Origin of the sequence: Actinokineospora spheciospongiae, from assembly GCF_000564855.1 — a bacterium.
GTDB classification, from domain to species: domain Bacteria; phylum Actinomycetota; class Actinomycetes; order Mycobacteriales; family Pseudonocardiaceae; genus Actinokineospora; species Actinokineospora spheciospongiae.
Window position 1 is genome coordinate 65,772 of sequence record NZ_AYXG01000206.1, and the last position, 25,530, is coordinate 91,301.

Annotated in this window: 11 protein-coding genes; 4 read left to right on the forward strand and 7 right to left on the reverse strand. The window is 72.8% G+C overall.

Annotation, left to right across the window (positions count from 1 at the left end; translation table 11 throughout):
• The first annotated feature begins 107 nt into the window (after nt 1-107).
• The gene (locus UO65_RS26090) at nt 108-1,070 is read left to right on the forward strand and encodes a trypsin-like serine peptidase (protein WP_152552278.1); all 963 of its coding nucleotides are present in this window, start codon (nt 108-110) and stop codon (nt 1,068-1,070) included.
• 344 nt (nt 1,071-1,414) lie between these two features.
• Here the strand turns inward: UO65_RS26090 and UO65_RS26095 are convergent, their stop codons facing one another.
• Nucleotides 1,415-1,831: a TetR family transcriptional regulator C-terminal domain-containing protein gene (locus UO65_RS26095; protein ID WP_052021792.1), complete on the reverse strand. Its 417-nt coding sequence runs from the start codon at nt 1,829-1,831 to the stop codon at nt 1,415-1,417.
• A 58-nt stretch (nt 1,832-1,889) separates the two neighbouring features.
• On the opposite strand from UO65_RS26095, the gene UO65_RS26100 reads away from it, so the two are divergent.
• On the forward strand, nt 1,890-2,579 hold the full coding sequence (locus tag UO65_RS26100) for a type 1 glutamine amidotransferase domain-containing protein (RefSeq protein ID WP_035287542.1): 690 nt from the start codon (nt 1,890-1,892) through the stop codon (nt 2,577-2,579).
• Nucleotides 2,580-2,732: 153 nt separating this feature from the next.
• On the opposite strand, the gene UO65_RS26105 is transcribed toward UO65_RS26100, so the two are convergent.
• Complete coding sequence (locus UO65_RS26105; RefSeq protein ID WP_152552279.1) at nt 2,733-5,489, reverse strand: M48 family metalloprotease; 2,757 nt, start codon at nt 5,487-5,489, stop codon at nt 2,733-2,735.
• Nucleotides 5,490-5,631: 142 nt separating this feature from the next.
• Here UO65_RS26105 and UO65_RS26110 point away from each other — a divergent pair, with 142 nt between their 5' ends.
• Entirely contained in the window at nt 5,632-6,108 is a 477-nt protein-coding gene (locus tag UO65_RS26110; protein ID WP_035287546.1) for a hypothetical protein, read from the forward strand.
• A 49-nt stretch (nt 6,109-6,157) separates the two neighbouring features.
• On the opposite strand, the gene UO65_RS26115 is transcribed toward UO65_RS26110, so the two are convergent.
• The 4 genes from UO65_RS26115 to UO65_RS26130 all read right to left on the reverse strand — a co-directional run bounded on the left by UO65_RS26115 (nt 6,158) and on the right by UO65_RS26130 (nt 20,696).
• Nucleotides 6,158-7,099 carry a Leg1-related protein gene (locus UO65_RS26115; protein ID WP_035287548.1) on the reverse strand — a complete coding sequence of 314 codons (942 nt, stop codon included), beginning with the start codon at nt 7,097-7,099 and terminating at the stop codon, nt 6,158-6,160.
• Between the two features lie 91 nt (nt 7,100-7,190).
• Complete coding sequence (locus tag UO65_RS26120; protein ID WP_200873469.1) at nt 7,191-7,904, reverse strand: hypothetical protein; 714 nt, start codon at nt 7,902-7,904, stop codon at nt 7,191-7,193.
• A 10-nt stretch (nt 7,905-7,914) separates the two neighbouring features.
• Nucleotides 7,915-9,654: a class I adenylate-forming enzyme family protein gene (locus tag UO65_RS26125; RefSeq protein WP_035287549.1), complete on the reverse strand. Its 1,740-nt coding sequence runs from the start codon at nt 9,652-9,654 to the stop codon at nt 7,915-7,917.
• Nucleotides 9,651-20,696, reverse strand: a complete 11,046-nt coding sequence (locus tag UO65_RS26130; protein ID WP_052021793.1) for a non-ribosomal peptide synthetase — start codon at nt 20,694-20,696, stop codon at nt 9,651-9,653. The genes UO65_RS26125 and UO65_RS26130 overlap by 4 nt, the downstream gene beginning before the upstream one ends.
• A 234-nt stretch (nt 20,697-20,930) precedes the next feature.
• On the opposite strand from UO65_RS26130, the gene UO65_RS26135 reads away from it, so the two are divergent.
• A complete protein-coding gene (locus UO65_RS26135) occupies nt 20,931-21,470 on the forward strand; it encodes a hypothetical protein (protein WP_233427845.1) in 540 nt (179 codons plus the stop codon).
• Between the two features lie 145 nt (nt 21,471-21,615).
• Here UO65_RS26135 and UO65_RS33705 read toward each other — a convergent pair whose 3' ends face one another.
• Nucleotides 21,616-25,431, reverse strand: coding sequence for an HD domain-containing protein (locus tag UO65_RS33705; protein WP_052021794.1), 3,816 nt, complete (start codon nt 25,429-25,431; stop codon nt 21,616-21,618).
• Between the last annotated feature and the right edge of the window lie 99 nt (nt 25,432-25,530).

Below are 25,530 nucleotides of genomic sequence, written 5' to 3' on the forward strand. Positions count from 1 at the left end.
GGTGAGCGGATGACCGACTCCGCCCCTGGGTGCGCGGCCGTCCCGAGCGCGCACCGACCCTGACTGAGGAGTGAACGGTGATTCCCAGATTCCACACAGTGCCGGTCGTGGCGCTGCTCGCGGTGTGCCTCGCGGCGGCACCCGCCCACGCCGCGGTGGACGTCCCCTCGAGCACCGTGGTCGAGACGGCAGCGCTCATCAACGGCCAGGTCGTCGAGGACGACGCCGTCGCGCAGCGGCTGATCGACGCCTACTGGACGCCCGAGCGGATGCGCGCGGCGAAGCCGGTCGCGGACCCGGGGGTCGTCGACGACCCGGAACTGGAACGCCTGGACCACCCGGAGAACACGGGCCCGGAGGAGACCGCGTCCGCGCCGGTCGGCCCCCTCGCGGCCGTTCGGTCCGCAGGCACGCGGTCGGTGGTGCTCTCCCCCGGCGCGGGCAAGGTCTTCTTCCGCGACCCGGTGACCCTCGACGACTACGTGTGCTCCGGCAGCACGATCAACAGCACCGCGAAGAACGTCGTGTCCACCGCCGCGCACTGCGTCCACGGCGGCAAGAACGGCCACCAGTACGACAACTGGATGTACGCGCCCGGGTTCCAGGACGGCATCGCCCACCTCGGCAAGTTCTCGGCGAAGTACTTCCACGCCACCAAGGGCTGGACCTCGCACAGCTACAACTGGTGGGACTTCGCCTTCGTCAACGTCCGCAAGCTCGACGGTGAGAACCTCGTGCACAAGACCGGCGGCAACGGCCTCCTGGTCAACTCCAGCAAGCAGAACGCGGTCACCGTGCTGGCCTACCCCGGGACGGGCCAGTACAACGGCAAGGACCAGATCTACTGCCAGGCGGACATGCACTGGGCCGCGGCCGCGCAGGTGAAGGTCTACTGCGGGCTGCCCGGGGGCGCCAGCGGTGCCCCGATGATCCACCAGTACAGCAACGCGGTGAAGTTCGGCAACGTCAACGGCGTGGTCGCGTACCTGTGGAACGACAAGAACTACAGCCCCTACTTCGACAGCTACGTCCTGGACGTGTTCAACACGGCGAAGAACAAGACGACCTGACCGGCTGCTGCCCGCGGGCGCTCGCCGCGCCGGCGGGCACCGGCACGATGGCGGTCGTGGCGCTGTCCGCCGAACAGGTGCGGGCACGGCTCGACGACCACCCGGGGCTGGAGGTCGCCGCGCTCGACAGCCCGGTGTCCACAGTGGTCTGCGAGGCCGGGCGACCGTCGAGGCGTTCGTGGGTGGCCTTCTACTCCACCACCACCGGCGTTCGAGGAGCCGGAAGTTGTCCCGCCCCTCGAAGCGCCCGGGTGTGGCTCCTCGCGGCTGTCAGCAGGCGGGGTGCTGGTCGCCGATCGGTTCGACGGCATGCCGGGCAGGGGCACCGCGGGCGGCAGGGTCGTTCAGATGTGGAGGACCTGGCGCGTGACAGCCGTGGCGCGGTCGAGGTGGTCCGGACCGCGGTGGATCTTCGCCATCACGCTCGCTCCGATCCACAGGTCGTAGAGGGTTTCAGCCGTCGCGCGGGGAGTGCCGTCGATGGACACGGAACCGTCCGCGACACCGTCGGCGATCATCCGCTCCAGCCGGTCGAGGACCGCCGTCGTCCCGACCTTCGTCGCCACCCGCATCACCTCGGAGAGGTCGGCGATCTCCGCGGCGAGCTTGACGACCAGGCAACCGCCCTGGCAGTCCCCCACGGCCTGGGTGTCGTGGAAGTTGCGCCAGTACCCCATCAGGCGCTCCGCGGCGCTCTTGCCCGTGTCGGCGACGATCGCGTCCATGGTCGCGAGGTATTCGTCGAAGTAGGCCAGCGGCACGCGCCTCGCGGTTCGGACGCGGTCTCACGCCACTCGACATCACCAGGAGAAACAGGACATGTGCGTTCTCATCGTCTTGACCTCGCACGACGAACTCGGCGACACCGGCCGCAAGACCGGGTTCTGGCTGGAGGAACTCGCCGCGCCGTACTACCGCTTCGCGGAAGCGGGCTGGGAGATCACGCTCGCCTCCCCCGAGGGCGGCAAGCCGCCACTGGACCCCAAGAGCAACGAGCCGGACTTCCAGACGGAGCAGACCCGCCGGTTCGAGACCGACGCGGAGGCGACCGCGGCCCTCTCGAACACCGCGCGCCTCGACTCGATCTCCGTCGACGACTTCGACGCGGTCTTCTACCCCGGCGGCCACGGCCCGCTGTGGGACCTGGCCGAGGACGCCGACTCCGCCCGCCTGATCGAGACCACCCTGCGCCAGGGCAAGCCGCTCGCCCTGGTCTGCCACGCCCCCGGCGTCCTGCGCCACACCGTCGACGAGAACGGCACCCCCCTGGTGCGGGGCAGGGACGTCACGGGGTTCGCCAACTCCGAAGAGGACGGCGTCGCCCTCACCGACATCGTCCCCTTCCTCGTCGAGGACGAACTCAAGCGCCTCGGCGGCACCTACTCCAAGACCGACGACTGGGCACCCCACGTGGTCCGGGACGGCCTGCTGATCACCGGGCAGAACCCCGCCTCCTCGGGCCCGGCGGCCGACGCCCTGATCGAACTGGTCAACGAGGCGAGTGCGTGAGCGCACACCGCCGCACCATCGTGTGACAGCCCGGGCCGGGACTCCCCCGATCCGGCCCGGGACGCTCGTCTCGCCCCCGCGACGGCGATCAGCCGCCCGTCACTCCGCCGACCGGCGGGATCGGGCTTGGCCGAACCCGCAACCTCCGGGGGCTCAGCGCCCCAATCGCCGCACAACGTCGGCGGTGATCGAAGTCATCAGCGCCTCCGCGGTCCGGACAGTGGCGGTGGGTGGGGTCTCGACATACCCGTAGCCGATGGCGATCCGGAGGACGTTGTGCCCGACCGCGACGGCGTTCTGCCGGAACACGAAGACCGCCGTCCGGCCGCTCTTGACGGCGGTCTGGGTGAGGGACACGGCCCTGCTCGGGTGGGGCTGTCCGGTGCTCGGCAGGAGCCGCATGGTCCCGTCCCAGTACGGGGTGTCGAAGCCCACCGCCGGGAGCCGGTACTCCGAGCAGGCCGCGACCTCCCGGTCGATGCCGGAGAGGTCCTGGGGATCGGTGTGGGACTCCAAGACCACGTTGACGTCCATGTCACCGACCGTGCCTTGGGCGGTCACGCTGTACGCCTTCTCCAGCCTCACCGCTGGCGCTGAGGCCGCCTCCTCCGCCGCCCCCTCCGCGATCACGTCGTCGCACGACTCCGGTTGGAAGGTCACCCTCGTGGTGGGCTGCGACGGCTCCTCCGCCTCGAACGGTCGGGGCATCAGCGCCGGGAGGCCGGAGAGCGCCGCGGTCGCTGTCGCGCCGTCCAGCGGCCGACCGGGATCGGCCGTCCCCGGGACGGCGGGAAGCGGCTCCGGGGACTGCTGGGCCAAGGCGGCCAGGCTGAACCGGGTGTCGTCTTCCCGCACGGTCACCGGGGCCAGGAACCCACCGACCAGGAGCAGAGCCAGACCGGCGGTGGCCAGGCCCGCGAGCGGGCCCCACGCGAACGCGCGGGGCCCGCGGTGGGAGCGCCTGGTCAAAGCGCTCACGACGAGCGCGACCGGCGCGCACACCAGGAGCGCCACGAACGACGACCAGGCGGGGTTCCGCACAGAAGCCCACAGCATGTTCCCGTTGCGACCGATGCCGTCGGCGAAGGTCACCGCGTACTGCACCAGACCCGCCCACAGCACAGCCAGCACCGAGGTGGCCACCGCGGTCGGCACCGACCTGCCCACCACCAGCGCGGCGAGCAGGGCCACGACCCCGACCAGCGCGCTGACCCACCACATCTGGGAGACGAGGAACGTCCGCCGGTCCACGTCGTCGCTGTAGCGCAGCACCAGTGACAGGCCCGCGACCACACCACCCACCGTGCCGGTGAGCAGGACGACTCCCGAGCACTGGCGCACGACCGACCACTCCGCGGGCCGCTTCCCCGACGCGATCAGGAGCGCACCCGCCAACACCACCCACGGGGTGTGGCCCCAGAGGTCGAACCCCGTCGACGCCAGGTGGAACCGCACCGCGGCGAGGTCCTCGAACATGGCGTGACCGATCGTGCTGTGAACCACGGCGGTGATCGCGCCCCCGAGCACCGCGGCCACGGCGACCACCGCGCCCACCCGGGCGAGCCGTGGGGCGCGGGTGCCCGGCACCCGGGCGCAGCCGATCGCGAACGCGGTGGCCGCGAAGCTCACGACGACCAGGAACAGCAGCAGGGCCGGCCAGCGCTCCCCCGCGATGCTCGCGATCCTGGAGTCCGCACCGGGCGGGTGCGCCAGGAACCCCAGCACCAGCCCGCACATCGACCCCACCCACGGCGCCGCCCACCCCGCCTGCCCCGCGGCGCGGCGCGTCCAGGCGGGCACCACGATGACCGCCCAGACCAGTGCGCCCAGAGCGGCCGAGATCGTGAGCGGCCACCGCTGGTCGTCGAACAGCGAGCCGAAGGTGTCCTGCGACAGCCGGAGGGCGAACTGGTAGGCGAACATGGCCGCCAACCCCGCCGCCGCGCTGAACAGGAACCCGCTCTCCCACAACCGGGCCTTGCCGATGTCCCGCCGTTCCTCCGGGGTCGGGTGCACGGCGAAGACCCGGCGCAGCCGGGGAACCGGCCGCCCGGCCGGGGAAACAGCCGCCCGGACGGCTTCGCGATCGCCCAGGGCCTCCGCCGCGTACCCGTCCGCCACCAGCTCGCGACGCCGGAGCAAGGCGGCCCGCAACACCAGGGCGGCAACCGCCGCGACGACCGCCGTGACCACGGACCCGTTGTAGTACCGCAGGACCAGGGAGAACTTCAGGCTCGACGCCACGCTCAGGACGAACGAGGGCACGAGCAGCCACCCCGTCCACCAGACCGCCGAGGCCCACAGCAGGTCCCGAGACCGGATGTGCCCGAGTTCGTGCAGGACCACCACGTCGAACGCGGTGGTCGACGCGTGCTCGTACCCCGAGGGCACCACCACCCACGGCGGCCGCAACGGCAGACCCGTGGTGTAGGCGGTGCGCACACCGGAGGCCGGTGGCACGAGCACCAGCCTGGGCCGGGAGCGCCCCACCAGCCCCTGGCTGTCGCACAGGACTCCGAACCGCTCGGCCAGGGACGCCACCGCGACCTCCCGGCGGTGGAGCCTGCGGCGGTCGGCGAACCCACCGACCAGCATGAGGAGCAGGGCCACCGCGGGGAGCACCAGCGCGCCGACCAGCGCGGCCGTTCCGTGCTGCGCGGTGTAGTCCGCCGTGCACGCCGCGAGCACGTCCTTCAGGTGCACGACCGTGGTCTGCCACCCCACCGGGTTGTCCCCCGGCGTGAACCCGGTCCCCGTCAGGCAGGCCAGGGCGGCGGCGTTGTCCCCGAGGTTGTTGACCTCGAAGAACGCCTGCGCGGCCCCGGCACCCGCACTGGCGAGCATCAGCAGGACGAGCAGGTGGACCCACCACAACCGCCGCGGCCGACTCGCCCGGCGCAAAGTCACCATGCCCCGGGGTCGACCCGAGGTCGCGTCGCGTTACGGGTGACCGCAGTGACGAACGTGATCGTCCGGAACCGTAATACCCCCTGGTCGAACGACGATGACCAGGCGAGACCCGCAACCACGATCGGATGGTCGGATGACAGGCATGGCGCGACCGGGAACCACCGGCGGACGCGGCGCGGACGTCCTGCGGGTCCCCGCGGTCGACGCCGCCCGCGCGATGGTCACCGCGGCCGCCCGAACCCAACTGCCCCACTTCGAGCAGGTCACCGACGCCTGGGACGAGGGCGTCCTCCCTGGCCGCGGCTCGGCGGCCTGGACCGGCGGCTCGGTCGGCTCGAACATCGACCCCCAGGTCCTCAGCGATGTCGTGTACCCCCTGCTGACCAGCACCGTCGCCCAGGTCGTCGGCGCGGCGGGCTTCGTGGGCCTGCAACGCCGCAGGTGGTGGCGCCGCAAGCCCAAGGGCCAACTGAAGTCGGCGGTCCTCGAGGTTCCCGCGGCCAAGCTCGACGAGTTCCACCGCAAGTGCGTCGCCCACGGCACCACCCTCGGCCTGTCGGTCGAAGAGGCGACCCTGATGGCCGACGCGTTGATCGGCTTCCTCCGGGACAACGGCTGACCCGCGCCGCCGCAAGACCGCTGTCCGGGGTCCGGGGCAGCGGCCGGGATCAAGGGCGCAGCAGGTGGCCGAGCAGCCTGCGGCGCTCGGCGGCGTTCTCCGGCCGCGGGTTGAACACCGCGTCGAGCAGTGGCAGCACCCGGGCGCGGGCCTCGCGGGTCCGCATGACCCGCTTCCAGAGCCACAGGTTGAGGTCGTAGCGCCACTTCGGCATGGTCGCCAGCCGGAGGATGTTGGCGACGTTGCCCCGGGCCTTGCCCGGCAGCGCGCGGACGTCCTCGGGCGCGGCGAGCAGCGTCTCGGGCAGCACGTCGAGGCCGTGCGCGGTCATGAAGGCGAAGTCGGTCGGCCAGGCCGCCGCCCACAGGTAGTCGACCATCCGGCACCAACCGCGCAGGAACGCGACCTCCTGATCGGGCCACGGGGTGGTGTCGACGTCGGCGAGCGCGCCGACCACCACGTCCAGGCACGTCTTGTGCGCCTTCCACAGGGCCATGCGCGCCGGTTCCGGGTCCGCCGCCCCGCCCTCGCGCACCAGGGTGAAGTAGGCGCTCCAGTCGGCCACCCCGGCGGCCAACTCCTCCGGTACGACCCCGCCGGTGACGTACCGGAACCGCGAGCGGGTCGGCGGGTCGGCCACCGGCAGGGCGGGCACCACCCCGGCGGCCGCGGCCCCCAGCCACGGGATGACGCTGAGCGTGTAGTTGCCGTAGCCCCACGGCGAATCCGGGTCGATCCGCCCGTCCCGCTGGGTGTCCGCGCCGAGCCTGCCGGTGCGGAACTGCCACTGGTGCTGGAACATCAGGCCCCACAGGGGGTTGTGCCGGTTGTCGGCACCGAACGCGTCCGCCGGGTTGGTGTTCTGGATCATCAGCCGGTAGGCGGCCATCCGCTGCTCGAAGCGGAACGGGTCGAGCACCGCCCCCAGGTCCTCCGCCGTGGTCCAGACCGAGTGCAGGTCCAGGGTCGCGAGTTCCTCGGGGTGGGCCATGGTCGGGATTCTCGCACGGCCCGCGACGCCGCCGGGGGGCACGCGGCCGGGTGGTCACCCATCGGGGTCCGCTCCCCCGCGTTCGGCGTGGTCACGGTTCAGTGCAGGGGTCCGCGGTGCTGCGCTGTTCGGCGAGGAAGATCGTCTGGGCCATCATCCGGTAGCCGGACATGCCCTCGCGCAGGGTTTCGATCGACTCCTCCGGGTGCACCGAGTCGATCACCGCGTGCGGGCCGACGGCGTTGAACTGGTGGGAGACCCCGCGGGGGATCTGCATGTCCACCCAGGAGTTCTCCGGCACCACCACGGTGTGCCGCTCCCTGGGCACCGGGGCGTCGGGCAGGGCGTCGACAACGGTCAGGAGGGGGGTGCCGGGCCAGTGGGCGTCGAGGACGGTGATGGGGACCAGGCTGGAGACGCGGATGGTGGTGGCGGGGCCGGTCATCATCCGCACGAACCGCAGGCCGGTGTGCAGGTGCATCCGGGAGCAGACGCCGCGTTCGCGCACGTCGTAGAAGTCCATCAGGTAGCGGTCGGCGAAGAAGCCCTCGAAGGGGGCCTCCGCCATGTACACGTCGCCCTCTTCGAACTCCTGGGCGCGCTTGAGGGTTCCTGGTGGGGTCGGGAACTCGCGTTCGCGGACGTGCGCCTCGCGCACCACCGCGGCCAGCGCGGTCACCACGGCCAGCGCCGGTTCCGGCGGCAGCCGCAGCAGCGGGGTGAGCCGGTTGCGGTCGGGGTCGGTGTGCGTGGCGAGGTCGATGTGTTCGTCCTCGTGGTCCGGGGAGCGCTTCATCCTGGTCATCGGGTGCACCTCACCTCGCTGGGGTGGTCGTCCGGTCGGTCCACAGCAGACCGCCGAGGTCGTGCCGCCCGGCCCGCAGGACGGCGGCGCCGCGCGGGCCGGTGCGCGCCGCCAGCCACGCCCACCGGTCGACGGCGGCGGACTCGCCGGTGAGGAAGGCCCACAGCAGGTCGAGCGCCGACCCGGTGTGGGCGAGCACCCGCCGCCCGTCGACGGTGGTTTCCCGGCCCGGTTCGACCGGGGCGCCCGCCAGGTCCCGGTAGGCGGTGAACGGCCAGGCGTCGAGCACCCGGCGCCGCCAGGTCTCGCACTCCGCGGCGTCGGGTCGGGGGGCACGGAGCAGGTCGAACGCGGCGAACACCGGGTCGTCGTCGTCGGCCCGCACGGGTGGGCAGCGCGGGACCAGGGCGGCCAGCCTGCCGATGTCCGTGCCGGTGTCGATCCCCTCCGCGCAGGCGGCGGCGTGGCCGAGGAGCCGTTCGTAGCGGCTCGGGGAGATGCGCCTGGCCACCAGCGCGCGGCCCATCGCGGTGCGCATCGGCTTGCCGGTGGCGGTGGTCCTGTACCCGCCGAAGGCCACCACCGATGGTCGGACCGCGGCCCCCTCGACGACCGCGCGGACGGCGTCGACCGCCTGGTCGGTGGCCACGAGGCCGACGTCGTGGCCGAGGGTGGGTTCGGGCACGGCGACCGCGGCGTACACCCCGGGCAGCGCCCAGTCGCGTTCCAGGTCGACCGGGTGGTGCTTCTCCCCGCCGCGGTCGATCCGCTCGGTGCGCCTGCCGCGCAGCACCAGGAGCCCGTCGCGCCATTCGCCGAGGTCGCCGGTGCGCAGCCAGCCGTCCTCGGTGACCGCGGCGGCGGTGGCGGCCGGGTCGTCCCAGTACCCGTCCATCAGGTCGGGGGTGCGCAGCCACACCTTCCCGGCCTCGATCCGCACCTCCGTCCCCGGCAGCGGGACGCCGACCGGTGGGTGGGCGTCGAGGTAGGCGGCGCGGAAGTCGGCCCCGGTGAGGCGGGGCGTGGTGAGGCTGAAGTTGACCGCCTCGGTGAGCCCGTACCCCTGCCGCAGGCGGTCGCCGTAGAGCCGGTGGAAGCGGGCGGCGAGGGCGCGCGGGAGCGGGGCGGCGGCGGTGACCAGGTAGTCCAGCGCGTCCGGCCACGGCGGGGCCGCCTCGACCAGGTCGGCGAGCAGGGCGGGCACCATCGAGGCGGTGCGCGCCCCGCCGCGGTCGAGGGCGGCGAGGTAGCCGGCGGGGTCGAACGCGGTGTGCAGGACCAGCGGGCTGCCGGTGGTGTGCGTGCCGAGCAGCGACAGCACCAGTGCGTTGCAGTGGTACAGCGGCAGGCACGTGCCGTGCGGGCGGTCCGGGGTGATGCCGTGCAGCTCGGCGGTCTTGGCGGTGTTGCCCAGCACGGCGGCCCGGCTGAGCACCGCGCCCTTCTGCGGCCCGGTGGACCCGGAGGTGAACATGATGAACGCCCGTCCCGCGCCCCGGCCTGCGTCCGGGTCCGGTCCGCCGACCCGACGCGCGCCCGCGGTGTCGACCAGCGCGGCGGCGTCGACCCGGGTCACCAGCGCGGCGACCTGCGCGTCCGGTGCGCGCGGGTGCAGCGGCACCGCGACGAGCCCGCGGTCGAAGCAGCCGAGCAGGGTGCGGGCCAGTTCCGGGCTGTTCGGCAGCCGGACCAGGACCCGCGAACCCGGGGGGAGGTCGGCGAGCACCGGCGGGAAGGTGTCGTCGGTCATCGGTTTCCCCTCCCGCGGTGGGCGGCCAGGGCGGCGTTGAGCCAGGCTCCGACGGCGGGGGTGTTGACCGGTTGCATGGCGCGGTGGTGGGCGGTGTCGAGGAGGTGTTCGGTGAGGTGGCCGCCGATGAGCGGGCGCCAGTCGACCCAGCCCGGCACCGCGCTCGGGCCGGTGGTGGCCAGGTAGACGGCGTCGCCGGGGTAGGGCGCGGGCCGGTGCCCGGACATCAGCCGGGCGTGGCGGCGGGACATGGCCACCAGGCGGTCGACGTCGTCCTCGGTGAACGTGGCGAGCAGGCTGCCCTCGCGCCGCAGCAGCGCGGACACCTCGGGGTGGGTCAGCCGCTCCGGCGGGTACTCGTCGTCGCGGTGGCCCACGGCGGTGAGCAGCACCCGGTAGACGCGCTGCTCGTCGACGGAGTCGGACAGGTCCGCACCCGACCGGGCGGGCGGGTCGATCAGGAACGACACCCCGACCTCCGCGCCGCGGGCGCGCAGCCGGATGGCCATGGCGTGCGACACGAGCCCGCCGAAGGACCAGCCGAGCAGGTGGTAGGGCCCGTCCGGGAAGCGGGCCAGCAGTTCCTCCACGTAGGACTCCGCCAGTTCCTCGATGGAGTCGGGGCCGGTGTGGGTGCGGGAGTCGTCGGCGTCGATGCCGTACACCGGGTGGGTGCTGTCGATGTGCCCGAGCAGCCCGGCGTAGAGCCAACTGATGCCGGACAGGGAGTGCACGCAGAACACCGGCGCGCCCGTGCCACCGGCCCGGAACGGGATGAACCGCCCGGCGGGTTCCTCGGGCCGCCCGAGGGCCGCGGCCAGGCCCGCCGGGGTGCCCGCGGCGAACACGTCCCGGGTACGCGGGCGCTGCCCGAGCACCGCCCCGATCCGCTCGACCAGGCGTGCCACCAGCAGCGAGTGCCCGCCCAGGGCGAAGAAGTTGTCCGTCGCCCCGACCGCGGGCAGCCCGAGCACCTCGGCGAACAACCCGCACAACACCTGCTCGCGCAGGGTCGACGGCGGGGTCACGACCCGGGTGGCCGCCCAGTCCGGGGCGGGCAGCGCGGCCCTGGCGAGCTTGCCGTTGGCGGTGAGCGGCAGCCGGTCGAGCGCCACGACCCGCGCCGGGACCATGTACTCCGGCAGGTGCGCGGCGGCGTGGGCGAGCACGGCGTCCGGGGTGGTCGTGCCGGTGAGGACCGCGTACCCGACCAGCCTGCGGTCGTCGGGGCCGTGCTCGCGCAGCGCGACCGCGGCGGCGCCGACCCCGGGGTGCGCGCCAAGCACCGCCTCCACCTCGCCGAGTTCGATGCGGTGCCCGCGCAGCTTCACCTGGTCGTCCTCGCGGCCGTGGAACCGCAGTTCGCCGTCCGCCGTCCAGGACGCGAGGTCGCCGGTGCGGTACATCCGGGTGCCGGGCGGGCCGAACGGGTCGGCGACGAACCGCTGCGCGGTCTGCCCGGGCCGGTGCAGGTAGCCGGTGGCGACCCCGGCGCCTGCGATGTGCAGCTCGCCGACCACGCCCGGCGGCACCGGGCGCAGCCGCCGGTCCAGCACGCGGCACGCCGTGTTCCACAGTGGACGTCCCAGCGGGACTGTCCCGGGGGCGCTGCCGCGCCGGGTGGTCGACCAGACGGTGGTCTCGGTGGGCCCGTAGCAGGCCAGGGTGTCGACGCCGAGCCCGGTCAGCTCGTCGACCAGCGCGCCGGGCACGGCCTCGCCGCCCACCACGCCCCGCAGGCCGCGCAGCGCCGCGGGGCGCCGGGCGACGAGGATCTGCCACAGCGACGGCGTGGCCTGCATGACCGTGACACCCCGTTCCTCGACGACGTCGAGCAGGGCGTCCGGGTCGCGCACGGTGCCCGCGTCGACGAGCACCGCGGCCGCCCCGGTGACCAGCGGCAGCAGGAACTCCGGGACGGACATGTCGAACCCCGCCGGTGCCGCGGCCAGCACCCGGTCCTCGGCGGTCACGCTGAGTTCGGCCCGCAGCGACAGCAGCAGGTTCACCAGCGCGGTCCTGGGCACCACCACGCCCTTGGGTGCCCCGGTCGACCCGGAGGTGTGCAGGACGTAGGCCGTGCCCGTGGGCAGCACCGACGGGTCCGCCGCACCCGCCCGGTCGCCGCCGACCACGACCCGGGGTCGGGCGTCGGCGAGCAGCGACTCGATCCGGGCGGCCGGTTGGTCGGGGTCCACCGGCAGGTAGGCGGCCCCCAGGGCGAGCACCGCGAGCATGGCCGCGATCAGGTCGGGATCGCGCGGCAGGCACAGCGCCACCAGGTCACCGGGTCCGACCCCGTCCAACTCCGCCGCGATCTTCCGAGCGCGCGTGTCCAGTTCGGCGTAGCTGAGCACCCGGTCGCCGTGCACCACGGCGGGTGCGTCCGGGGTGCGGGTGACCCACTCGGCGACGAGTTCGGGCACGTCGGCGGCGGGGACCTCGACCGGGTCCCGGCCGCCCAGCAGGCGGTGCGCCTCGCCGTCGAGGAGCAGCGGCAGGTCGCCGACGCGGGTGTGCGGTTCGGCCACGGCTGCGCGGAGCAGGACCTCCAGGCGGGTGTTGAGCGTGCGCGCGGCGGCGGGGCTGAACAGCTCGGTGTTGTACTCCAGGATGCCCTCGACCGCCCCGCCCCTGCGCGGGGTCAGGCTCCACAGCAGGTCGAGCCGGGACGCGCCGCCGTGCAGGGCCACCGGTTCGGCGGTGATCCCGGGCAGGTCGAACAACGGCGGCGGGGTGTCCTGGAAGGCCAGCATCACCTGGAAGACCGGGTGGTGCGCGGCGGAGCGGGGCGGGTTCAGCACCTCGACGAGCCGTTCGAAGGGCAGTTGCTGGTGGGCCAGGGCGGCCAGGTCGGCTTCGCGGACCCGGCCGAGCAGTTCGGCGAAGGTGGGGTCACCGGAGAGGTCGGTGCGCAGCACGACGGTGTTGACGAAGCAGCCGACCGCGTCGTGCAGCGCGCTGTCGTGCCTGCCCGCCACGGGCGTGCCGACGGGGATGTCCTCGCCCGCCCCGAGCCGGGCCAGCAGGACCCCGATGGCGGCGTGCACTACCATGAACGGGCTGGCCCGGTGCGCCGCGGCGAGGTCGGTGAGCGCGGTGTGCAGCCCGGCGTCGAGGTGGAAGGCGACGCTCTCGCCCCGGTGCGCGGACTGCGCGGGCCTGGTCCGGTCGGTGGGCAGGGTGATCGCGTCCGGTGCCCCGCGCAGCGCCGCGGTCCAGTGCGCCAGCTCCGCGTCGAGGTCGAGGCCGCGCTGCCACAGGGCGTAGTCCGCGTACTGCACCGGCTCGTCCGGCCACCGCGGTGCCCGGCCTTCGGCCCGGGCGGCGTAGGCGGTGGACAGGTCGCGGGCGAGGGGTGCCAGCGACCAGCCGTCGGCGGCGATGTGGTGCAGGAGCAGCAGCAGCACGTGCCGGTCGGGGGCGGTGCGGGCGAGCGTGGCCCGCACGGGCGGTTCGGCGACGAGGTCGAAGCAGTGCGTGGCTTCGGCGCGCAGCAGGTCGCGCCACCCGGTCCCGGTCGAGTCCAGCACGGTGAACGGCACGGCGGCGGCTTCGCCGAGCACCTGGTGCGGCTCGGGGTCGGTGTCGGTGACCTCGGAGACGGTGGTGCGCAGCACCTCGTGCCGGTCGACGACGTCGCGCAGGGCGGCGGCGAGCGCGCCCGCGTCGAGCGGCCCGACGAGTTCGGTGGCGAACGCCATGTTGTAGACGGGATTGGGTCCGGCGAACCGGTCGAAGAACCAGAACCGGCGCTGCGCGGTCGACAGCGGGACGCGGTCGGGGCGCACCTGCGCGGTGAAGGCCACCCGTTCGGTGCCGCCGGTGAGCCTGCGCGCCAGTTCGGCGGGGGTGGGCGCGTCGAACAGGGTCCGCAGCCGCAGGTCGGCGCCCGCGCGGTCGCGCAGCAGGTTGACCACCCTGGTCGCCAGCAGCGAGTGCCCGCCGAGGTCGAAGAAGCTGTCGTCGGCGCCGACCGCCGCCAGGCCCAGCGCGTCCGCGAAGACCCGGCACACCAGGCGCTCCGCGTCGGTCTCCGGTGCCCGGCCGGGGCGCACGGTGGACTCGGGCGCGGGCAGGGCGGCCCGGTCGACCTTGCCGTTGACCGTCAGCGGGATCTCCGGCAGCGGCACGACGAAGGCCGGGACCAGGTGGGCGGGCAGCACCCGGGCGGCGTGCGCGCGCAGCGCGGCCGGGTCGGCGGTGCCGGTCACGTACGCCACGAGCGCGTCGGCGCGCGGCAGCACCACCGCCCGCCCCACGTCGGGCGACTCGGCGAGGACCCGTTCCACCTCGGCCGGTTCGATCCGGAAGCCGCGCACCTTCACCTGCGCGTCGGTGCGGCCCAGGTACTCCAGCGTGCCGTCGGGCAGGCGCCGGGCGCGGTCACCGGAGCGGTACATCCGGGCGCCCGGCGGCCCCCACGGGTCGGCGACGAACCGGGTCGCGGTGAGCCCCGGCCTGCCGAGGTAGCCCAGCGCGACACCGGGACCGGCCACGTACACCTCCCCCGGGCAGCCCGGCGGCACCGGTCGCAGCGCGTGGTCGAGCAGGTGCACGCGCAGATCGTCGAGTGCTTCGCCGACCACGCCGCGGGTCTCGTCCGGGTCGCGCAGGGCGTGGAAGGTGGTGTGCACGGTGGTTTCGGTGATGCCGTACATGTTCACCAGCAGCGGGCGGCCGGGGCCGTGCCACCGGCGGACCCGGGTCGGGTCGAGGGCTTCACCGGCGAGCACCACGTGCCGCACGGACAACGCGGTGGGCTCCTCGGGGTCTTCGGCCTCCGCGCGCAGCAACTGGTCGAACGCGGACGGGGTCTGGCTCAGCGAGGTGACCCGCTCGCGGCGCAGCAGGTCGAGGAATTCGCGCGGGGAGCGGACCAGCTCGCGCGGCACCAGCACCAGCCGCCCACCCCGCCCCAGCGCCGACCACAGCTCCCACACCGACACGTCGAAGGCGAAGGAGTGGAACAGGGTGTGCACGTCGTCGGGACCGTGGCGGAAGTGGCGGTCGGTGACCGCCAGCAGCCGCACCACGTTCCGGTGGGTGACCACGACGCCCTTGGGGGTGCCGGTGGACCCGGAGGTGTGGATCACGTACGCCGGAGCACCCGGGTCGACGCGCACCCCCGGGTCGGGCCCGGCCTCGGGGGCGGCGGTGAAGGTCTCCGGGGTGACGGTGAGGACGGGTCCGGCGTCCTCGGTGATGCGGCGCAGGCGTTCCGCCGGGTGGGCGGGGTCGAGCGGCAGGTAGGCGGCGCCGGTCTTGAGGACCGCGAGGAGTGCGACGACCAGCTCGAACGACGGGGTCAGCGAGACGCCGACCAGGGTTCCCGGTCCCGCCCCGTCGGCGATGAGGCGGGAGGCGAGCCCATTGGCGCGGCGGTCCAGCTCCGCGTAGGTGAGGTGGTCGTCGCCGCAGGTCAGCGCCCGGGCGTGCGGGTGCGCGCGGACCTGGGCGGCGAACAGGTCCACAAGGGACTCCCTGACCGGGGCGGGCTCGGCGGGGGGCGCGGGGCGGGGCTCGCCGGGCAGGAGCAGGTCCAGCTCCGCCAGCGGGCGGTCCGGGTCGGTCGCCACGCGGTCGAGCACGGCGGCGACGCGGTCGAGGAACGTCCGGGCCGCAGTGGGGTCGAGCACGTCGCGGCGGTGGTCGAGGCGCAGCCGCAGCGAGTCGCCGGGGACGACGATGAGCGTCACCGGGTAGTGCGTGCCGTCGAGGCCCCTGGCGTCGGTGACCTCCAGGCCGGGTGCGCCGAGGGCGGTGCCGTCGACCGGGTAGTTCTCGAACACCAGCACCGCGTCGAACAGCTCCTGGTGCCCGGCCAGCCCCGGCAACCGGGCCAGGTCGGCGTGCTGGTGCTCCAGCACGGACAGGTGCTGGGCGTGCAGGGCGGCCAGCACCCCCGCCGCGCTCGCCCCCGGGTCCAGGCGGCAGCGCACCGGCAGGGTGTTGATCATCAGGCCGAGCACGCGCTCCACCCCGGGCAGCTCCGGCGGCCTGCCGGACACGGTGGCGCCGAACACCACGTCGTCGCGGCCGGTCAGCGCGCCGAGCACGGTGGCGAAGGCCAGGCGCAGCACGGTGCTCGTGGTGATCCCGCGCTCCCGGGCCAGCCGCCCGATCCGCTCGGTGGCCGCGGCCCCCAGGTCGAGGTGCGCCTCCCCGCGCGGCCCACCGCCGCGCCCGCCGCCCGCGAGGAGGGTGGGTTCGTCAATGCCCGCCAGCAGTCCGCGCCACACCCGGTCGCCCGCCTCGGTGTCGCGTGTGGACAGCCAGTCGAGGAAGGTGCGGTACGGGGTGGGCGGCGGTGGTTGGCCGCCCGCGTACAGGGTGAACAGCTCGGAGACCAGCACCGGCATCGACCAGCCGTCCACCAGCAGGTGGTGGGTGGTGAGCACGAGGGTGTGCCGGTCGGGGCCGCGGCGCAGCAGCGCGCCGCGCACCAGCGGCGGCCTGCCCGGGTCGAACCGGCGGCGGCGGTCCTCGGCGAGGAACCGCCCGACCGGTGCGGCGCTCTCGGTCCACTCGACGACCGGGTTGTCCGGCACCCGGTGCACCGGCCTGCCGGTCTCGTCGTTCTCCACCCCGGAGGCCAGGTGCGGGTGGCGGCGCAGCAGCGCGTCCAGCGCGCCGCGCAACCGGGTGCGGTCGAGGTCGCCCGCGAGGTCGAAGGTGAACTGAACCAGGTACGGGTCCACGCCGTCGTGGTCGTGCAGGGAGTGGAAGAGGATGCCCTGGGCCAGCGGCGTGAGCGGGTAGGTGGCGCGGGCCTCGGCGCGGGCCACCAGCAGGCGCAGCGCGTCGACCCACCGCGCGGCGAGCGCCTCGACGGTGTCCTCGGGCAGCAGCCGCCCGGCCCAGGTCCAGTTCGCGGTGAGGCGGGGGCCGTCGGTGATCACGGTGTTGAGTTCGAGGGCGTGCCCCAGGGCCAGGTCGGGCGGCATGGAGGAACCGATCGCGCCGTCGCCGAGCCCGCTGACGCGGCCGAGGTGGTTGAACGCCACCGCCGGGTCCGACCGCGCGGCCAGCACGGGTGCGGTCTGCGGGTCGAGGTGGCGCAGCAGCCCGTACCCCAGCCCCTTCTCGGGCACCGCCTCGACCGCGGCCCGCACCCGGCGCACCGCGTCGTCGAGGCGGGCGGGGTCGGCCTCGACGTCGGCCAGGGTGGTGCCGGGGTCGAGGACCAGGGGGAACAGGGTGGTGAACCAGCCGACGGTGCGGGTGGTGTCGACGCCCCCGGCGATGTCCTCGCGGCCGTGCCCCTCCAGGTCGAGCAACACCGCCGGATCGTCACCGCCCTCCCCCACCGCGAGGGCGAACGCGGTCAGCAGCAGGTGGTGCAGCGGGCACGAGAAGACCTCGGCGGCCCGGTCCAGGGCGGCGGTCACCTGGTCGGGGACCGTGCTCGGGTGCCACCGGCGGGTGGTCTCGGTGTCCAGGGCCGGGTCCGGGGCGGGAAATCGCCCGGCCGGGCGCGGGAGCGCCTTCCAGTGTCGGAACTGGGCCCGGGCGCTGTGCCGGGTCAGCAGCCGCGACCAGCGGGCGAAGGAGGTGCCGACCGGGGGCAGCGGGTCGCCGTCGAGGGCGGTGTGCAGGTCCTCCAGCAAGATTCGCCAGCTCACGCCGTCGACGGCGAGGTGGTGCACGACGAGGACGAGGGTGCCGGGGTCGAACCACAGCGCGTGCAGGACGGGCCCGGTGGTGGGGTCGAGTGCGGCGCGCGCCCGCTCGGTCAGCCCGGCCGCGTCGGCCCCCTCGCCGTGGTGGTCGAGGCGGAACTCCGGTTCGGCGGTGAGGTGCCAGTCCCACAGGCCGTCGGTCACCGCGAGCCGGGCGCGGAGCATCGCGTGGTGGGCGACGAGCGCGCGCAGCGCGGCGGGCAGGGCTGCCCGGGCCTCGGGCGGGAGGGAGACCTCTACGGACTGGGTGAAGCCCGCGACCGCGCCGCCGAGCCCGCGCAGCCAGTGCATGATCGGGGTCAGGGGCAGGTCGTCGGTGTCCGGGGAGTCGGGTTCCGGGGAGTCCTCGCGCGGGGGCGCCGCGGTGCGGGTGGCGGCCAGCGCGCGGACGGTCGGCGTGCGGAACAGGTCCGGCACGCCGAAGGTGAACCCGGCGCGGCGGGCGCGGCCGGTGAGCTGAATGGCGGTGATGCTGTCGCCGCCGAGCCGGAAGAAGTCCTGCTCGACGCCGACGGTGGGCACCCGCAGCACCTCGGCGAACAAGGACGCCAACTCCTGCTCCGCGGCGGTGCCGGGCTGCGCGGCGGGCGCGGGGGCGGTCGTGGCGCCGGGGGCGGGGAGGGCTGCGCGGTCGAGCTTCCCGTTGCGGGTCAACGGGAGCGCGTCGAGCACGACGACCTCTTCCGGCACCATGAACGCGGGCAGCAGGTCGGTGAGGGCCGCGCGGTCGGGCGGGGTGGCGCCGTCGGCGAGGACGACGTAGGAGACGATCCGCCGCCGCCCCGGGGCGTCCTCGCGCACCACGGTCGCCACCCGCCCGACCCCGGGGAGCCCGGCCAAGGCGGCGTCGACCTCACCGGTCTCCACCCGGAAGCCGCGCAGCTTCACCTGCCCGTCGGCCCGGCCGACGAAGTCCAGGGTGCCGTCGGGGTTCCAGCGCGCCAGGTCGCCCGTGCGGTACATGCGCGCACCGGGCGGCCCGGTCGGGTCGGCGACGAACCGGGTGGCGGTCTGCCCCGGCGCGTCCCGGTAGCCGCGGGCCAGGCCCGCCCCGCCGACGTACAACTCCCCCACCACCCCGGGCGGCACCGGGCGCAGCGCGCCGTCGAGCAGCGACAGGCGCCTGCCGTCGATCGGGCGGCCGATGGGCACGGCCGACGCCCCCGGCGCGACGCGGTGGCGGGTGGCGAAGACGGTGGTCTCGGTGGGGCCGTAGCCGTTGACCACCTCGGCCCCGCGCACCCGGCGGACCGCGGCGGGCGAGACGACGTCGCCACCGGTCCAGACCTGGCGCAGCCCCTCGAACACCTCCGGCCGCTCCTCGGCCACCGCGGCGAACAGGCCCGCGGTGAGCCACAGGCCGGTGACGCGGTGGCGGGTCACGACCTCGGCGAGCGCGTCGACGTCGAGGCGGCCGGGCGCGGCGACGACGACCTCGCCGCCGGTGAGCAGCGGCACCCACACCTCCAGGGTGACCGCGTCGAAGGCGTGCGGGGAGTGCAGGAGGAACCGCTCGGCGGCGCCCTCGGCCCAGGCGCGGTCGGTGGCGAGGCGGGCGACGGCGTCGTGCGGGACCGCCACGCCCTTGGGGACGCCGGTCGAGCCGGAGGTGACCATGACGCAGGCGAGCTGGTCGGGCGCGGTCGCCGCGTCGGGCGCGGTGGGGCCGGGTTCGACGGTGATGTGGTGGCGCACCCCGGTCGCCACGGGGTCGGCCCGGGTGGTGGCGTCGACGACGAGGTGATCGACGCCCGCGGTGAACGCCCGCAGGCGGCGCACCGGGTCCGCCCGGTGCAGCGGCAGGTAGGCCGCACCCGCCTTGAGGATGCCCAGCAGCGCCACCACGAGGTCCGGGGAGCGGTCGAGGAGCACACCGACGAGCGTCTCGGCGGTGGTGCCCGCCTGGAGCAGGCGGTGGGCCACGGCGGCGGCGCGCTCGTCGAGGACGCGGTAGGTCAGGGTGCCCCCGGTGGCCGCGCACCGGACCGCGACGGCGTCGGGGGTGCGGTCGCGCTGGGCGGCGAACGCGGTGACGACCGTCCCGCCGGGCCGCGAGGGGTGGCCGATCCCCAGCCGCGCCAGGGTTTCGCGCTCGGTGGGGGTGGTGAGGTGCAGCGCGGCGACCCGCGTGCCCGGCTCGGCCCCGGCGAGGGAGCGCAGGACGTGGCCGAAGCGGTCGCGCACCTCGTCGAGCAGTGCGTCGGGGTGGTTGGCGGGGTTGCCGTCGAAGTCCAGGCGCAGCGTCCCGTCGCCGAAGTCGTAGGCGACGATCGAGAGGTCTTCCGACGGCGGCGCGACGACGTTGTGCACCGACGCGGTGGCCGCGCCGAAGCGCAGGTCGTAGTCGAAGCGCTGGATGTTGACCACCGGGCCGAAGAACTTGCGCCCGTCGTCGGCGTACCCCAGGTCGCGGCGCAGGCGCTCACCCCGGTAGCGCTGGTGCTCCCGCACCCCGCGGATCGCGGCGTCGACACCGGCGACCAGGTCGGCCACGGTGGCGCCCGGGTCGACCGCCACCCGCAGCGGCAGCACGTTGGCGGCCATCGCGGGCACCCCGCGCCCCGCCGCGTCGGTGCGCCCGGTGACCGGGAGGCTGAGCACGACGTCGCGGTTGCCGGTCACCGCGTGCAGGTGCACCGCGGCGGCGGCGATGACCAGCCGGTTCCACCGCTGCCCCAGCCGGTCCGCGGCGGCGGTGAGGTCGGCGAACGCGGCGCGGTCGAGGGTGCTGGTGCGCCGGGTCGAGCGGCCCTGGGCGGCGGCGGGCCGCTCGGCGAGGCTGAGGAAGTCGGGCCGGTCGGCCATCACCCCCAGCCACCACGCCCGGTCGGGCCCGGACTCGTAGGCGGCCTCCTCGGCCAGCAGCGGCGCCAGCCGGTGGTCCACCGGGGGCGGCACGGCGCCGCGGGTGAGGTCGGAGTGGACCCGGGCGATCCTGGCCGAGAGCAGGGTCATCCCCACCCCGTCCAGCGCGATGTGGTGCACCCACTGGAAGAGCCAGTGCCGCCGCGGACCCAGCCGCAGGATGGCCGCGCCGTACACGGGCCCGGTCTCGAGGTCGACCGGCCGCGCCAACCGGCCCCGCATCCACCGCAGGGCAGCGGCTTCGCCGTCCACGTCGACGTGCTCGACGACCACCGGCAGGCCGGTGCGGCGCTGGCGCAGTTCGCCGTCGCGCTCGAAGAAGACCACCCCGAGCGCCTCGGCCTCCCCGGCGGCGTGCGACACCGCCCGGCCCAGCACGTCGGCGTCGAGGTCACCGCGGATGTCGGCGTACTCACCCCAGAGGTAGGAGCCCGGAGCGGCCTGCTCGGCGAACCACACCCTGGCCTGGGCGGCGAGAACGGGCAGGTCCTCCAAGGTGATCAGTTCCCCTCGACTCGGGCGGACTGGTCATGACTCCGTGCGACCTCGACGTTACACAAAGTTCTCACAAAGCAAAGTAATGCACTGGTAAAGTGATCTGCGTCATGCCCACCCCGCGCACGACCCCGGAGCGGGGCTCCCGATCGCTGCTGCGATTGGCGGTTCTACGCCGTGCGGCGGCTCCCTAGGCTGGCCGCAGGAATGCGGCGCGGGGTATGGAGGAACGACGTGTCCCCTTTTCGCACGACGCGCAGGCGGCGGTTCGGGCGTGTGCTCGCGGTGGTCCTGGCGGCCCTGGCGATGCTCGTCGGGGTGTTCGTGACCTCGGCCGGCGCCTGCTCGTGCTTCCCCGGCGGCGAGGGCTCGCGCTACGTCCGGGCGGACCACGTCTTCACCGGCTTGGTCCTGAGCAAGGAAACCCTGACGGGCACCGACCCCGACAGCCCGCAGGACGACGTGTTCCGCTACCGGGTCCTGCGGTTGCAGACCCACAAGGGACAGCCACCGATCCTGGTGAACGTCGACACGTCGGTGGCGGGCTCCACGTGCGGGATCTCCCTCAACGTCTGGGAAACGTACCTGGTCTTCGCCTCCGGCGACGCGAGCGACCGGGTCATCGAAACCGGCCTATGCTCCGGCACGCGCCTGGCGTCGCAGGGGCCGCCGATCACCGAGGAACCGCCGACCACCACCACGACCGCGCCCGCACCGACCACCACGGCCGTCGCGCTGGCCGCCTCGACCCCTTCGCCCTGCGCGGCGGCGTAGCGCACCGCGTTTCGCACCACTCACACCCGACAAGCGAGGCGTACCCCCGACAACGGCTGCCTGCACGCCTTCGACGTCGACGTGTGGCAGGACCCATTGCGCGTCGAGGGGGATCAGCCTGCTGGCGACCGATGGTCGACGTCTGTCAGCCCAGGAAAGGAACGTGCTTGAGGGCGTCGTCGATCATCTTCTCGACATCCGGGACGTGAACCCCGGTTGCTCGCAGCCAACTCAGGACGACCGGCAATGGCCGACCAACCGAATGCACCATCTCATCCAGCGAACGCAAGTCGATCCGAGGCTCGGCAAAACCGATAGAGGTCTCGCGATACACCAGCCTGCTCAATTCGGTCGCATCACCGAATGTCATCCCTTGCGGCAGAATCCTATCCGACACCGCCAACCCGTACCCCTCGATGCGAGCGACCACATCTTCCACCGTGAGATCCAGCACGCCCGCCTGGGGCGCGACGAGCAACAATGGAAGAACGTCTGAAATCCACGAAAGACGAAAGTACCCGTCGACTGCCAGGAACAACTTTTCATCCATCCTGTCCGCAGTTTCGGGCAGATGGACGCGGCTGCGGATGCCCAGTTCTCCGATACGCTCGATCCAACGCCGAACCTCTGCAATGTTGCGCGGCTTCGGCATGTCGAGACCCAGTCCGACCTCAGCGCTCCACAGGGTTGCCCATTGCAGGATACGACGATCGCGCACATCCGTTTCCCGAGGCACTTCCGGTGTTTCGAAGCCCAGAAAACGCAACGCAAGAGCAATTTCTTCACAATCGAAATTCAAGCGCAGCGCCGCATCCAGGACATCCACAGCCAACAAAGGTCGTCTTCGCCACAAGCCGATGGACTCGTCCTCCATGGCGAACAAGAGCGCGGCCAAAGGATTGAGGTCATCTGGAAACATTTCCTCGATGGGCTGAAAATCAAGTCCGAGCAGCATCTCGCACAATTTTTTTGCAGAAGTACCTCGCCTCAGTTCCGCCACCACTCGCCTGACACGGCCAAGCCTTTTCCCTCGGACCAGCCCGAATTTTCTACGATCTCCAGCACTCAACGTTTGGCCAACATACGACGCGCTGACTACTGTCTCATCGGAGATCTCCACACCAGCCGCGCGCCAAGAAGAGACGATTTCGTCAGTCGACATATGCGTCCTTCGGCCTGCCGAACGTATGTCGCCCGCCCTGATTTGATCTCCCGCACACAAGGGGCGGCCGCCAGACGAGTGCAAGAGGACGAAGTTGCCGACCGTGAGCGGCTGATCGTCAATTTCCGGAATCCGGATGCATTCGAAACCGAAGAGTGCCATCAACGCAATCAAGTCAGACACGGTCGGACACAGCGTTGAACGGATCGAGTCAACCAATCGTGATATTGACACCTTTTCCCGGAAGCCATTCCCGCTCCAGAATTCAAGCACCGGGACATGCATCGGCATGGCGGTCAAGGTTGCTGGGTTTCGCGAGTATCCCCGGTATTCCAAGAATTCAACAAATGCCGACTCCTCCTCGTGAGCGAATACACGCCACAGGTACGTCGCATTTATCAGATCATTATCGCGTATGCGATGCTCCCAGACTTCGGGGAAGCTGGATGCGAAACCGACACCCCATTCAGCATCGCACGGGTGAAAACCGACCTCCACGAGATCCACGACCCCGAAGCGGCTGGGGAGTTCCACCCGCCTCCGCATCGCGGCATCGACAATCGAGTGGGCCAGGAAAGGACTCGCCGAGAAAACAGCGAGGAGCCACTCATAAGCGAAAAGACCGCAGTCCAGCAGCAGGTCGATGGTGTCACCCGTGAATTCGGCCAGCACCTCGAACCCATACTTCTCATCGTCCATGATTTGCGTTCGATCGAGAGACAACCGCTCTGGTGCGTGTCGGCCCGACAGGTTCACGACGAACGGCAGGTTTAGGGCAAGATCCTGATGTCGCCAACTGCTCGGGGTCCGCACGACCACCCCGTCAACCAGCACCCCACCTGCGGTCTCACACCACGCGAAGTCGATACCCGGCGGCGTGTTGGCGACCTGCACCATTCGAGCGTCGAACCGGCGCCGCTCGTTCCTGCGGATGACACTGGCGTCCACGGGCACCAGGGACTTCGGTTCCCAAACCTCCGACTCATTGTGGTCGACGGCCGTGGTGCGGAACTCTGCCATGCCCAGGAGTTGTCTCAGGATGTGAACCACCGACCGCGAGCGGATTCCCTGCTTCAGGTAGAGGCGGACCGTCGTGCCGGGCGCCCGACTGCCCGCGGGCAGGTGTTGGATTCGGAACAGGTGGCCAGGGCCGAAGATCGTCGCCCACAGCACGGCACCGCCCCCACCGTCCCTGCCCACCCGGCACGTGGTGACCACAATTCTCTCGGCGAGCATGAAGTAGCTCAGAACGCCCACACCGAAGCGGCTGTTGGGGTGCAGTTCGACAGGCGGGTCGAGGTGCGACCACTCAGCCAGCTCAGCCAGGAACTCCGGCTGCTCGGCGAACCTGCTTCCCGCCTTGCAGAACACGCCCCGCAGCTCCACGTCCCCCATGCCGATGCCGTTGTCCCGGCACTCGACGTACGCACGGCCGTCTTCGTCCTCGGACTCTTCGAACTCGATCAGCCCTTCGTAGGCGTGGGTGTTCTGCCGGGTCCGCTCCAGGTATTCGGTGCGGGCTCGGCGGTAGCGGCACGCGTCGAGGGCGTTCTGGTAGAGCTCGCGGATGGCCAGTTCGCTGTCCTTGTAGAGCGTGTCTCCCACCAGCAGATCCCGGACCCGGTTGCTGTCCAGGCGGAACCCCGCCCAGCCCGCCAGGCCCTCGTCAGCGGGGAGCACCTCGTGGGCTGACAGTCGGGCGGGTAGTACCGGGAACCGGTAGGGCACGCGCTCACCGACCGTGCGGTGAACGGCGTGCAGGAGTTCATCGGTTCGGGCGACGTGGTCGCGGACCGCCTCGATGACGGCGGCGTGTGGGCAGGCGGCGCGCAGGACGGGCACAGCGGGCGCACCACCCCAACTCGCCTCGTGCAGGGTGGCGCGGAGGGCATCGAGGTCGACCGGGTCGGGGATGGCGAGGTGCTCGGCCACCACGTCGGGGAGCGTGAACGCCTCCACCGACATGCCGTGGGCGAGGGCGAGCACCAAGGTCAGCAGGTGTTCGCGGACCCGCTGCCCGGACATGCCGCGCACCTGGTCCTGGACGCGCAGCCCGGACAGGAACTCGTCGCCGCACACGCCGGGGCCCCGGCGCAGGCCGGGCAGCACTCGGGCGATCCGCCGAGGGTCGGCCACCGATGGCAAGCCCAGTGGGTCGCACAGATCCGCAACCGTGGGCACAGTGACCGAGTCGGCTGGGGATGCGGCGCCCCCGGTCAGGTTGCGGCGGACGATCCAGCGGTGGAACAGCCACCAGCCGATGGCCGCGCCCTCCGCCGGACTGCGGCGGGCGCGGTCGACAAGGGCCGGGTGGTGGTCGGCGGACTCCTGGAACGACGCGCGGACTCCGGCTGTCGAACGCGGGTTCCAGGGTTCGACCCCCACCAGTGCGGCTGCGACGCGCAGGTGGTGCACGTGGTGGATGAGGGGGACCAGGGTGAACAAGGCCGCCTCAACCGGGTGGAGTTCCACCTCTCCTGCGTCCCCGAGCAACCAGGCGGTGTTGTCCAGGACGCGCAGAGGGAAGTCCGGTTCGTACCACGGGTCACCGGGTAGGGCCGCCGCTGCCGCGTCGCGGTGATCCGACAGGACACCCGCGGCCACCGCGACCTTGTTCCGCAGGTCGGTGGCGTCCGCCCGGACGTGGTTCCACGGCGGGGCGTTGTGCGCGGCTTCGGACCAGCCACTCAGCGGAGGTGGGGTGGGTGGGGAGGTGAAGATGATGTTGCCGTGCAGGTCACGGAGCTGCACCACCTTGTTGCCGTTGCCGTGGACCCGGCTGATGTCTGCCACGCTCATCCTTCCGCACCCTGGTTGGTCCGGAAGTCTACGCACGCTCGCTTTCTCGGAAATACGATTCCGGACCGGTCTCAGGCCTCAGCAGTGCCCTCGACACCG